This is a genomic window from Flavobacterium amnicola (assembly GCF_004122165.1).
GTDB lineage: Bacteria > Bacteroidota > Bacteroidia > Flavobacteriales > Flavobacteriaceae > Flavobacterium > Flavobacterium amnicola.
Window position 1 is genome coordinate 799,893 of record NZ_SBKO01000001.1, and the last position, 13,406, is coordinate 813,298.

General features: G+C 36.5%; 7 protein-coding genes. 3 read left to right on the forward strand and 4 right to left on the reverse strand.

The window, feature by feature from the left end; translation table 11 throughout:
* Positions 1-122 precede the first annotated feature (122 nt).
* The 3 genes from EQG63_RS03600 (at position 123) to EQG63_RS03610 (ending at position 8,460) form a co-directional block, all read left to right on the forward strand.
* On the forward strand, positions 123-5,582 hold the full coding sequence (locus tag EQG63_RS03600; protein ID WP_129434512.1) for a fibronectin type III domain-containing protein: 5,460 nt from the start codon (positions 123-125) through the stop codon (positions 5,580-5,582).
* A 65-nt stretch (positions 5,583-5,647) separates the two neighbouring features.
* Positions 5,648-6,580, forward strand: coding sequence for a PorP/SprF family type IX secretion system membrane protein (locus tag EQG63_RS03605; RefSeq protein WP_129434514.1), 933 nt, complete (start codon positions 5,648-5,650; stop codon positions 6,578-6,580).
* Positions 6,581-6,591: 11 nt separating this feature from the next.
* Positions 6,592-8,460, forward strand: a complete 1,869-nt coding sequence (locus EQG63_RS03610; protein ID WP_129434516.1) for an OmpA family protein — start codon at positions 6,592-6,594, stop codon at positions 8,458-8,460.
* A gap of 84 nt (positions 8,461-8,544) precedes the next feature.
* Here EQG63_RS03610 and EQG63_RS03615 read toward each other — a convergent pair whose 3' ends face one another.
* From EQG63_RS03615 to EQG63_RS03630, 4 genes are all read right to left on the reverse strand, one after another.
* Positions 8,545-10,146, reverse strand: a complete 1,602-nt coding sequence (locus EQG63_RS03615) for a fumarate hydratase (RefSeq protein WP_129434518.1) — start codon at positions 10,144-10,146, stop codon at positions 8,545-8,547.
* A gap of 67 nt (positions 10,147-10,213) precedes the next feature.
* Positions 10,214-11,152 carry a leucine-rich repeat domain-containing protein gene (locus tag EQG63_RS03620; protein ID WP_129434520.1) on the reverse strand — a complete coding sequence of 313 codons (939 nt, stop codon included), beginning with the start codon at positions 11,150-11,152 and terminating at the stop codon, positions 10,214-10,216.
* 57 nt (positions 11,153-11,209) lie between these two features.
* Complete coding sequence (locus tag EQG63_RS03625) at positions 11,210-11,941, reverse strand: hypothetical protein (RefSeq protein WP_129434522.1); 732 nt, start codon at positions 11,939-11,941, stop codon at positions 11,210-11,212.
* 3 nt (positions 11,942-11,944) lie between these two features.
* Complete coding sequence (locus tag EQG63_RS03630) at positions 11,945-13,384, reverse strand: nucleoside recognition domain-containing protein (RefSeq protein WP_129434524.1); 1,440 nt, start codon at positions 13,382-13,384, stop codon at positions 11,945-11,947.
* Positions 13,385-13,406 lie beyond the last annotated feature (22 nt).

The following is a 13,406-nucleotide window of genomic DNA, read 5'->3' on the forward strand; positions in this document are numbered from 1 at the left end:
TTAATCGATTAAATCAAACACTTTATCGGTAAAAATATTTTTTTTTGACTCTTTATTAACATAAATCACTATTTTAGGCAAATTATACGATTAACTAACCTAACCAATGAATTTTAGATAATATGAAAAAAATTACTTTTAGTTTTTTCATGATGATTCTTCCTTATTTGAGTTTTGCCCAAATAAACGAAGGTTTTGAAGGAGCTACTTTCCCACCAACCACGCCAGGAAACTGGATTACAATGGACAATGGTACAGGTACAGGTGTAAGCTGGGCCGAAACAACAGACCCAACAAGAGTTTATGCTGGTGCCAAAGCGGCGATTATGGATCGCGAAAATATTGGAGCAGGAAATACATCAATAGATTGGTTAGTAACGCCACAAATTACGGTCGGTGCTAACTCTCAACTTCGATTCTTTACTCGTCAAACGTTAACAGGAAACAATGGATCGATTTATGAAATACGTGTTTCTACAAATCCAACTCAAACGAATCAAGGGGCTTATACTACTATTCAGTCTTGGACCGAAGCTACTTTAAATGCTACATTTAATGTATATGAAGAAAAAACGGTAAGTTTAGCTGCTTATCCAGCAGGAACACAACTTTATATTGCTTTTGTTAAAACAAATTTTCAAGATACCGGTACAATTGATGGAGATCGATGGTTAATTGATGAAGCAAGAGTGGTTCAACAATGTTTAGACCCAAATATACTAACTGTTGGAACCATTACACCAACTTCTGCCTTATTAGGATGGACAAACAATGGATCTGCAACGCAGTGGGAAGTTGTTGTACAACCTTCCGGAACAGGTTTGCCTACAGGCCCTGGAACTCCAGTTGGAACAACTTCTTATAACTACACTGGGTTAACTCCAGGAACTTTATACGAATTTTACGTACGCGCCGATTGTGGTAGTGGAAATTATAGCCAATGGGCAGGACCAATTAACTTTTCAACAACACCTGCAGGATCTATCTGTAGTGCCCCTATAAATATTACGGCATTACCCTATAGTACTAATAGTAATACAAATTTATATGGCGATGATGTAGATACAATTCAAGGAGTTGCTCTTTGTGGGGCGACACCAACCACTACGAATTATTTACAAGGTGCTGAAGTATTCTATTCTTATACTGCGACTTTTACCGGAAATATAACGGCTACAATGACGCCTGGAGGCGGGGCTACCTCGTCAAGTATGTTTGTTTATAATGGGTGTGCCAGTTTCCCTGGCACCTGTGTAGGCGGAGTTGCCAATACGGGCTCTGGACCAAGAATTATTCCAAATTTAGCAGTTGTAGCAGGTCAAACCTATGTGTTTGTAATATCATCAAGTACTACACCAGCAGCGGGAATACCTTACTCTTTAATCATACAACAAAAATTTTGTGAACCACCAACAACATTGTCGGTTAACACTATTACAACAACTACTGCAAACTTATCATGGGTAGGTCCAACAGGAGCAACAAATTGGGAAGTGGCGATTCAAACTGCCGGTTCAGCAATTCCTGCTGGTTCTGGAACACCTACAACAGTAAATACGAATTATCCAGCAACAGGATTAACTTCAGCAACAGCTTACCAATATTGGGTAAGAGCAGATTGTGGAGGAGGTTTGTTTAGCCCTTGGGCGGGACCTTTCTTATTTAATACTGAAATCTGTAATGCCGTAGACAAATGTACATACGTTTTTAGATTGACGGATACTTTTGGTGATGGATGGGATAGTACTACGAATCCTGGAATAATGTTAGTAAAACAAAATAATGTTGTTGTTCAAACTTTGACAATGGCAACAGGAACAACATTGAATGTGAATGTTCCTTTGTGTGAGACATTACCATTTGAATTATTCTGGACAGCAGGAGGAGCAAGTCCAACTGAAATCGGGATTCAAATTATTAACAATTTTGGACAAACGATATTTACAAAACTACCTAATACTGGATCAGTGAGTACCACTACTCCATTATATTCAGGAACTTTTGATTGTCAGACACCTGCGTGTTTAGAGCCAACGGCATTAGTAGATACATTGCCTACCACTCAAGGAGCAACTTTAAGTTGGGCTACCAACGGAGGAACGCTATGGGATATTTATGTGGTACCTCAAAATCCACCAACACCGCCTCCAACAGCGGGAACAGTACCAACATTTGCTAATGTTAATACAAGTACTTTTATTGTAACAGGATTAAATCCGAATACAACTTATTTATATTATATTAGAACAGTATGTAGTCCAACTCAAAAAAGTATTTGGAGTGTTGTAGGAGATTTTACAACTTTACCAACTTGTTCGAGACCAACTACTTTAATAACAACTACTGTAACTCCATTTACGGCTATGGTTAACTGGACACAACCAGCGAACCCTGGCGGAGGAACTGCTTCTAATTGGGAAGTAATTATATTGCCTTGTGGATCTACTCCACCAGGAGATTTACCAAATCCTAACCCAAGTGGTGTGGTTACATCGGTTAAGCCATACACATTTGTTGGATTAACACCGGTGACTTGTTATGATTTTTATGTAAGAGCGGTTTGTTCGTCAACTGATAGCAGTCCTTGGTCTGCAGTGGGAACATTTAATACTCCAGATATTAATGATGAGTGTATTAATTCGAAACCCGTTCCAGTAAACCAAAATACAAATTGTACACAAACCGTTTTTGGAACGGTTGCAGGTGCAACGGCTTCTACACAAGCGAATACTTGTGGCGCAACGGCTGATAATGATGATGTTTGGTTCCATTTTACGGCTACCGCAACAACTCACTATATTTCTTTACTGGAAGCTGTTTCGGCTGTTACAAGTCCACAGTTTTTCCCAAATGCGGCTCCTGGAGGACTTAACTATTCTTTATATAGAGGAACTGATTGTGGTACATTAACTCAAGTTAGTTGTAGAACGACTAATGGAGGCATGGAAACTGGTTTAATAATTGGAGAAACTTATAAAATTAGAGTATATTCTCCTGGAACTGCGGTTTCTACAAAAAGATTTGAAATTTGCGTAGGGACAAAAGTTATTTATTGTAATAACGCCATCCCTGTATGTGCTGTGAATGCTGTTATCCTAAGAAATGACGTTGGTGTTCCTGCCAACCCTAATCCAATTAGTGGCACTGCTACTACAACTGTTGGATGTTTGGGATCGGCACCATCACCAACTTTTTACTATTTAACCGTACAAACCAATGGTAATTATACCTATTTTATGGAGCAAAGTACGGCACCTGACTTTTCTAATCCAGCGACCAATGGTTTAGATGTTGATTATGTTACTTGGGGACCTTTCCCGAATGTAGCTACTGCTTGTTCGTCTATAACAGTTGGTAATACTCGACCAGCACCGCTAGGATGTAGTTTCTCAGCTGCAGACACTGAAACCTTTACCTTAAATGGGGCAGTTGCTGGACAAGTATATGTAATCATGATTACAAATTATACTACCACGAGTAGTTACCCAGGAAAAAGAGGTTATATTAGAATTACACGAACTTCTGGTCCTGCACCATTAGATTGTTGTCCGTTTGCTCGTTTTTCTTATCCTAGCAATTTTTATTGTAAAGATGGAGGCACTACGACAATAGCTCCAACATTAGGTGTTGGATCAACAGCGGGTACTTATTCTAGTACACCTGGATTAATTATTAATCCTACTTCTGGAGTTATTGATATTGCTGCTAGTACTGTCGGAACATATACCGTAACTAGTTTTATTCCTGGAACGACCGATTGTAACTCTTCTACAGCTACATGGAGTATTACTATTTCAAATCCTGCATCGGCTACAATTACATATAGTGCTCCGGCATTTTGTAGAACAACAACTGCAGCTCAACCTGTAACACAAACAGGAACTGCGGGTGGATATTATTATGCAACTCCTGCGGGATTAACAATTAATTCTACGACTGGTGCAATTACGCCAAATACTAGTTTAGCGGGAACCTATACTGTAAATTATAATGTGTTTGTAGCAGGATGTCCAGGGACACCAATTACGACTACTGTAACCATTACACAACCAGCAGTGGGTACATTTAATTATTCGGCTATGCCTTATTGTCAAAATGCTGCCAATCCATTTCCAATATTTTCTGGAGGAGGGATTGCAGGAACTTTCTCTTCAACACCAGGGTTAGTTATCGATCCTGTTACAGGAGAGATAAACTTAATGGCAAGTACAGTTGGTTCTTATGTAGTTACAAATTACATCGCTGCTTCTGGAGGATGTCCAGATAGTAGTTATACAGCCAATGTTACTATTTCGGCGATGCCTGTTGCTACCTTTGCCTATGCAAGTAGTTCTTTCTGTCAAAATTCTGTTAATCAACTACCAACTTTTATTGGGTTAGGGATTGCAGGAGCCTTCTCATCCACCCCAGGATTGGTTATTAATTCGGTTACAGGAGAGATTGATATAGCTGCAAGTACACCAGGTACCTATACAGTTACAAATACTATTGCGCCTATCAACGGATGTAATCAAGTACAAGAATCGGTTACAATTACAATTAATCCGAATCCAGTAGCGACGTTAGTTTCTTCCGATGCTGATAATACCATTTGTGCCAATGAAATTTCAACCACAACTATTACAGTTGTTCCAACTAATTTCGTAGTGACTGATGCAACGTATGCTTGGACAATTAACGGAGTTCCAATTGCTGCAACTGGAAGTCAAATAAATCCGAATGTAACAGGATTATACGAAGTAGTGATTACATTGAATGGATGTACGAATGTTACTCCAATACAAATGTCATTTACAGTTAATTTTGTTCCTAGTTTTACGATAACTCCAACAAATGAAATAAAATGTGTGAACGAAGCTGCAACACTTTCTGTTACTCCAACTAATTTTGCACTGACTGATCCAAATGTAACCTATACATGGACCTTATTAGGAGGTGGAACACAACCAAGCCCTAATAATACAAGTACAATTTCTGTGACCCAATTTGGTACATATGAAGTAGTGGTTTCTAATTTTGGATGTTCAACTTCACAACAAATAGAAGTTTCATTAGATACTGCAGATATTCCTATTACGACAAGTGGAGAATGTGAGGGTGTAAGTTATATTATCACGGCTAAGCCATTTGAAAACTCTTACGATCCAGCTTCCGTGAATTATGTATGGACTAATTCTAATGGAGATACCGTTGGAGGTAATCAAAATACTTTAAATGTTTCTCAACTGGGTATGCCGGCAACAAGTTTCCCTCATACATTTACCGTAAGTGTTACCACGATTCCTGATGGATGTGTAGATACACAAACGTTCCGAGTGGTGAGTACTCTTTGTATTATTCAAAAAGGAATTTCGCCTAACGGAGATGGTGATAATGAATTTTTTGACTTACAAGGATTAGGTGTAAAACAATTGAGCATATTTAACAGATATGGAACAAAAGTGTACAGCTATGCGAATTACACCAACCAATGGAAAGGTCAATCAGATAAAGGTGATGCACTTCCAGATGGAACCTATTATTTTGTAATTGAACAAAATGATGGCGCAAACAAAACTGGTTGGATTTACATTAATAGATAAATATAAAAGAGGAGCATAGTTTGTATGAAATAGCAGACTATGCTTCTTATAAATAATAATAAAAAATGAGAAAATTATTTTTCGTAACAATTGTTTCACTCGTTTCCTTCCTGGAGACACAAGCACAGCAAGATCCCCATTATACTCAGTATATGTATAATATGAACGTGATTAATCCTGCTTATGCTGGTTCAAAAGAAAATTTATCAATTGGTTTATTATATAGAAAACAATGGGTAAATATTGAAGATTCTCCAACTACTTTTACGGCTACAGGGCATTCGCCAGTAGGGAAAAATGTGGGTCTAGGGCTTTCAGCTATTTCCGATAAAATTGGTCCTGTTAATGAAACCAATGTGTATGGAGATGTTTCCTACACTTTAAATCTTGGGGGTGAGCACAAATTAGCAATGGGTATTAAAGCGGGTGCCACTTTTCATAAAGTAGGCTTATTTGATGAGGTTTATGCTAATGTACCTGATCCAAACGACCCTGCTTTCTCTCAAAATATTAATAAAACCTATTTAAACATTGGGTCTGGATTGTTTTATTATACCAATAAATATTATTTAGCTTTTTCGGTGCCTAATATGTTAAAATCCAACCATTTGAATATTGACAGAAGTGGTCAAGCTTTAAAATTTGGAACTGAAGCTTTGCATTACTTTTTCACAGGAGGTTATGTGTTTCAGTTGAACCCAAATTTAAAATTCAAACCATTTTTTATGGTTAAATCGGCGTTTAATGCGCCAACTTCTTTAGATGTATCGACAAACTTCTTGTTTTTTGAAAAGTTTGAGTTAGGTGCAACATATCGATTACAAGATTCTTTTGGTGCGATGGTAAATTATAAAATAACAGATGGTTTGCGTATTGGATATGCATATGATCATATTGTTTCCGATTTGAAAATAGCAACACCATCTTCGCACGAAGTTATTTTATTATTTGATTTGAATTTCCCTAAAAAAGTGTCGAGTTCTCCTCGTTATTTCTAATACAATTGAAGATGAAAAAAATATATATTTCCTTAAGTTTTGTTTTAACTTTTTTTAGTGGTTATTCTCAAAACAATGATACAAAGTCGGCTGATAAACTTTATAAGAGTTATGAATATGTAACGGCTGCTAAAGAATATCTTAAACTAGTCGATAAACAAAAAGCCGATACATACGTGTACAAACAATTAGCAGATTGTTATTATAATATGTTCAACGCTGTTGAAGCCGAAAAATGGTACGCCAAAACGGTAGAAACACCTCAAGATGGGGAAACCTATTTCCGCTATGCTCAAATGCTAAAAGCTAATAAAAAGTACGAGGAAGCAAATACTCTAATGGACAAATTTGCTGCAGCATCACCTGGCGATTCTAGAGCAAAAAATTACCTAGCAGAAAAAAATTATGTAGCTAATTTGTCCAAACAAAAAAAGCAATTTGATGTAAATTCGATAGAAATCAATAGTAAATATTCTGATTTTGGTGCTCTTTTAAACGGGAATACACTATATATGTCTTCGGCTAGAAACGAATCTAGAAAAACCTATAACTGGAACGGACAACCTAAATTGGATTTGTATAAAGTCGATTTTACAGATAATAAAGCCAATGGCGAAGTGACTACAATCACAGAATTGAATACTAAATTCCATGAAGGTCCAGTAGCCTTATCGGCAGATGGAAATACTATTTATTTTACTAGAGAAAGTTTTTTCGAAAATGATTTTGTAAAATCAGACGACAAGAAAAATAAATTCGGTAAAATGTACCTTTTCAAAGCTACCAATAAAGAGGGTAAATGGGAAAATATCACGGCATTATCATTTAATGGAAAAGAATTCAATACCTCTAATCCTTCTTTAAGTAAAGATGGAACTACATTATACTTTAATTCTGACCGTCCTGGTGGAATTGGGGGTAATGATATTTGGAAAATTTCGGTGAATAGCGACGGAACTTTTGGAACTCCAGAAAATCTAGGTGGACCAATTAATACAGAAGGTTCAGAGCAATTTCCTTTTATTGCAGACGATAACACCTTGTATTTTTCTTCTAATGGAAATACGAGTTTTGGAGGATTGGATGTATTCTCATACAATATGAATACTAAAAAAATAGTCAATCTTGGAGCTCCAGTGAATACTGAAAAAGATGATTTCGGATTTTCATTTAATCAAGCTAAAAACCTTGCTTTCTTTTCTAGTAATAGAGAAGGAGGAAAAGGTGATGATGATATTTATCAAGCCATTCCAGTATGTAATGTAGATTTATTGGCAACGGTAAAAAATGCTAAAACAGGCGAAGTATTATCACAAGCAACCTTGGCTTTTGTTGATGATAAAGGTGTTGTGGCTGCGAACGGGACTACTTCTGATAACGGAACAGCTTCTTTAAATTTAGATTGTGATAAAGTTTATACGGTTAATGCTGATCGTTATGGTTTCATCAGTAGTTCGGTTACATTACAAAAATCAAAAGGGGAAACACCTCTTGAAATTTTATTAAATCCTACGGAAGCCATCGTTACCGAAACGGAAGTTATTCTTAATGATGTTTATTTCGAGTTTAACAGAAGCAATATAACGCAATTAGGAGCCTCTGAATTGGATAAATTAGTGGATGTAATGAGCAAGTACCCTAAAATGGTTATTTCGGCTAAATCACACACCGATTCACGTGGAAATGACAAGTACAATCTTAATCTTTCAGAGAGAAGAGCAAAATCTACGGTTCAGTATGTAATTTCTAAAGGAATTGCTGCCGAACGAATTTCAGGACAAGGTATGGGAGAAACCTCTCCGAAAGTGGTTTGTGATCCTTGTTCGGAAGAGCAACACGCTACGAACCGTCGTTCAGAATTCTTGATTATTTCTAAATAATCCAAGCAAATAGATATAAAAAGGTCCCGCAATTGCGGGACCTTTTTATTTAACGATATGTAAACTTTGAATCAGTATTGAAAATTATAAATTCGCGAAGAAATCATTTCCTTTATCATCGGTAATGATAAAAGCGGGAAAGTCTTTGACTTCGATTTTACGAACGGCTTCCATGCCTAATTCTTCAAAATCGACCACTTCTACCGAAAGAATGTTTTCTTTGGCTAAAATCGCTGCTGGACCACCAATAGAACCCAAATAGAATCCGCCATATTTATGACAGGCATTCATCACATCTTTGCTACGGTTTCCTTTGGCCAACATGATCATACTTCCACCTGCGGCTTGAAATTCTTCCACATAGACGTCCATACGACCTGCTGTAGTTGGTCCAAAACTTCCTGAAGGCATTCCCTCTGGAGTTTTTGCAGGACCGGCATAATACACAGGATGGTTTTTGAAATACTCTGGCATTGGTTGCCCAGCATCTAACAATTCTTTGATTTTTGCGTGTGCAATATCACGGGCTACAATCAACGTTCCGTTTAGTTTTAATCGCGTTTTGATAGGATATTTCGACAATTCTGCCAATACTTCTTGCATTGGTCGGTTCAAGTCAATTTCAACAGCTGGTTCTAAATGTGGTGCCGTTTCCGGTAAAAATTGTTTCGGATTGGTTTCCAATTGCTCTAAGAAAATACCTTCTTTGGTAATTTTTCCTTTAATATTTCTGTCGGCCGAACAAGAAACACCCATTCCCACCGGACAAGAAGCGGCGTGACGTGGTAATCGAATCACACGAACATCATGGGTTAAATATTTTCCACCGAATTGCGCTCCAATATGACTTTCTTGACAGATCTTTTGGACTTTAGCTTCCCATTCTAAATCGCGAAACGCTTGCCCCGACATGTTTCCAGAAGTAGGAAGGTTGTCATAATAGCCTGCCGAGGCTTTTTTAACGGCAGCCAAATTCGCTTCTGCAGAAGTACCACCAATTACCAAAGCCAAATGGTAAGGTGGGCAAGCGGAAGTACCTAAATCTTTGATTTTCTCACGAACAAACTCATCCATTGATTTTTCATTCAATAATGATTTTGTTTTTTGGTATAAGAAGGTTTTATTGGCAGAGCCTCCTCCTTTGGTCAAAAATAAAAACTCGTAGGAACTTCCTTTTTTGGCATAAATATCAATCTGTGCTGGAAGATTAGAACCTGAGTTCTTTTCTTCAAACATTGAAATCGGAACAATTTGCGAGTAACGAAGGTTTTTATTTTGGTAGGTATTGAAAATGCCTTTTGATAGCCATTCGCCATCGTCTACACCGGTGTATACGTTTTCTCCTTTTTTCCCCATGACAATGGCCGTTCCAGTATCCTGACAAGAGGGTAATTCCCCATCAACGGCTACTACTGCATTTTGCAATAAATTATACGCCACAAAACGATCATTATCGGTCGCTTCTGGGTCATCAATAATATTTTTTAGCTTTTGCAAGTGGGAAGAACGTAACATAAAAGAAACGTCTTTCATAGCTTCTTCGGCTAACAATTCTAAACCTTTTGGGTCAACGGTTAGGATTTCTCTTTCTCCCAATTGTGTTATTTGTACATAATCGGAAGTTAATTTTTTGTATTGGGTATCGTCTTTAAGAATTGGATACGGGTCTTGGTATAAAAAGTCCATGTAGCAAAATTTTGTTGCGTAAAGATACAAATAAAAAAAGCCGATGAAAATCGGCCTTTAGAAATTGTTATAATTTTAAAATCATTTTTTTAACGATTTGGGATTGTCCAAATTCGAGTTTGGTGATCATTTCGTTTAAATTTTCAGGAAAACTCACCCAAACATTGCCGCCCAAATACAATTCTTTTAAATTGACCAAATTGATAAACTCCTGCGGGATGGTTCTCAGCAAGTTGTCGTCTAAATCTAACACTGTAAGGTTCGTCAGTTTGCTATAGTCGACTGGAATCTTTTTAATTTGATTTTTATCCAATATCAAACTTTTCAAATTGATAAGGTTGCTCAATTCTACAGGAGCAACTTGAATTAGATTGTTTTTAAAATTCAAATCGGTTAAGGAGGTAATATTTCCAAATTCTACTGGAATTTCAGCAATGGCGTTTTTTTCAACATTGATGACTTTTAGTTTCGTTAAGAAACCTATTTCGACCGGAATCACTTTGATTTTATTGTCAAAAAAAGACATTTCCGTTAAACTGGTTAATTGACCGATTTCGACAGGAATGGCTTCAATTTTATTGTAGTTGAAATTCATTTTTCGCAATCGGCTCAGTTTACCAATATGCATCGAAACATTTTCCAGCTTATTTTTCTGCATTTCTAATTTTTCTAAACTAGGTACTTTTCCAATTTCGATTGGAAAACGCATAAACTGATTGTTGTTGATATACAATTCACGCAATTTGGTCAGTTTACTAATTTCTATGGGAAGCGATTGTAAATTGTTATAATTCAACCATAATCTTTCCAAATTAACAAAACGACCGATTTCTAAAGGCAATTTGGTTAAACTTCGATTGTTTAGGTTGAGTTCTTTGTATTTTTCTGGATCGGGAGCATTCATGATATCGAATGTCGATCGACTATCCGGTTCTTGTGCAAATAGCGAAAAAGAGGCACAAAGTGTAAGCGCTACCAGTAGGTATTTGGTAAAGTTATTCTTCATTATATTAATTATTTAGGGCGGGATAAAAGTAGAAATATTTATAGAATATTTTAAAAATTAGCCATCTATTTTATGAAACGCATCAAAAGATTTGATTTCATTTCGATATACTTTTCCTTTTGGGGTTTTATAAATTCGAATCCATCTATTATGTACTAGTTTAAATTCAATGGAATCGGAATATTCTGCCCTACCAATCTCTTCAATTTCATCATCTTTTGGAGAAAAAGACGTTGTTCTAAAAATAAAATTTTCTTGTTTTCCTGAAATTACTCGACTCCAAGTTCCCCAACCACTATCACTCATAGATTCCCATTGGTTTACTAAAGCTGACTTAGTCTTAGGGTTGATATAAAATAAAAATTCCCGTTGTAAATATCCACAAGCAGGATAACCTAAGGTGATGGTCTTTAAGGTAGAAGAAATAGAATCTAATTCTAGATTTCCATACCACTCGGAACCATTATCAATGTTTTTTACTTTTAATTGATGCGAATACACCAATTGTTTTTTAAACATAAAATCGATTTTAAAAGTAGCCGAAGCAATGCTGTCTTCAGTATACTTTTTATCTAAAACAGAAATTAAAGCATAATCATTTAGTTTCGTCTTCTCATCATAACTAAAGAAAACAGTATCTATTTTTAGTTTTTTTGCATTTCCATTAGTAGCCGAATCAGAAACGAGAATAAGGGAATCCGATTTTGTTGCAGTAGACGTGGCTAATGATTCCTGTTTTTTACAACTAAAAAAAAAGAATATTACAATTAAAAAACCTAAAGTTCTCATCGCTTAAAAAAACCATCCAGCCACAAAAATGGCAGCAATCACACAAATCAAATCTACCAGCAACATAGTGCTTAACGTATAACGTGTGTTTTTGATATTTACCGATCCAAAATACACCGCAATGACATAAAATGTGGTTTCGGCACTACATTGAAAAATACAGGTTAATCGACCGGTAAAAGAATCCGGCCCGAAGTTTCGCATCGCGTCAATCATGAAGCCACGTGATCCTCCCGAACTGAATGGACGTAACATGGCAACTGGTAAGGCATCAGTAATATCCTTGGCTACTCCAATGTTCGAAAAAGCAAACGAAATGCCGTTACTAATGATTTCAAACAAACCACTATTTCTAAAAAGTGAAATCGCTACCAACATCCCCATAACATAAGGGAAAATTTTAACTCCAGTATTCAAGCCGTTTTTAGCGCCGTCCACAAAAGTGTCAAAAATCGTGGTCGCGTGTGCCGTAAATTTTTTCTCGTGAATGAAAGAGAAAATTAATGTAAAGGCAATAATTGCAATTAGCATTAATCCTGATAAATTTCCTGTAAAATGGTTTTTCCCGATTAAATCCAAACTATTGATATAGAAAAGCAAACCTACAATTCCTCCAATAACTCCCATAAGCGCGGCTAATAATCCAGCGCTTTTGAAATTTACTTTTTGACGAATTCCTACAATTAAAAAGGCCGCGATAGTTCCGATAAAAGACGTTATCACACAAGGCAACATAACATCGGCGGGATTGGCGGCATTTTCGGCAGCACGATAGCCAATAATCGAAGTTGGGATTAAGGTCAAACCTGCGGCATGCAAACACATGAACATAATTTGAGCATCACTGGCTTTGTCTTTATCGGGGTTGATTTCTTGTAAACTTTGCATGGCTTTTAGTCCGAAAGGAGTGGCAGCCGAATCCAATCCAAGAAAATTGGCGGCAAAATTTAAAGTCATGTACGAAATGGATTCATGGTTTTTGGGTACCGAAGGAAAGACTTTTGCAAACATCGGACTTAATTTTTTAGCTAATTTTTCCGAAGCACCAGAAATGATTAGCAATTCCATGATGCCACAGAAGAAGGCCAAATAGGCAATCAACGGGATGATTAAATCCAACAAACTGTTTTTACAAGTTGGCAATAATCCGTCAGATTTCTGAATGCCACTGTATATTTTAACCGTTTTATTTTTGAAAACATAAGTAGTATCGCTATTTAAAGTATCACGATTGACAACCAGAGTCATTTCAGGGGCTTTTTCGATACTGTCTTTGACAAATTTTGGAATATCATTCAAATACTTCTCAGATACTAAAATAGGATCATCTTTCTTCCCATTTAAAACATAATCAATCGCATAATTATTTCCTGAAAACAGTGCGACTACGATAAATAAAATCGATGAAATAAATATTACTAACCAAAATCTGCTTAAAACCATAAAAGTATTTTTTGTAAAAATA

What these genes read in the sequence shown, in the direction of transcription:
- EQG63_RS03630 (WP_129434524.1), bottom strand. Translation starts at nt 13,384, where the DNA reads ATGGTTTTAAGCAGATTTTGGTTAGTAATATTTATTTCATCGATTTTA.
- EQG63_RS03600 (WP_129434512.1), top strand. Translation starts at nt 123, where the DNA reads ATGAAAAAAATTACTTTTAGTTTTTTCATGATGATTCTTCCTTATTTG.
- EQG63_RS03610 (WP_129434516.1), top strand. Translation starts at nt 6,592, where the DNA reads ATGAAAAAAATATATATTTCCTTAAGTTTTGTTTTAACTTTTTTTAGT.
- EQG63_RS03625 (WP_129434522.1), bottom strand. Translation starts at nt 11,941, where the DNA reads ATGAGAACTTTAGGTTTTTTAATTGTAATATTCTTTTTTTTTAGTTGT.
- EQG63_RS03605 (WP_129434514.1), top strand. Translation starts at nt 5,648, where the DNA reads ATGAGAAAATTATTTTTCGTAACAATTGTTTCACTCGTTTCCTTCCTG.
- EQG63_RS03620 (WP_129434520.1), bottom strand. Translation starts at nt 11,152, where the DNA reads ATGAAGAATAACTTTACCAAATACCTACTGGTAGCGCTTACACTTTGT.
- EQG63_RS03615 (WP_129434518.1), bottom strand. Translation starts at nt 10,146, where the DNA reads ATGGACTTTTTATACCAAGACCCGTATCCAATTCTTAAAGACGATACC.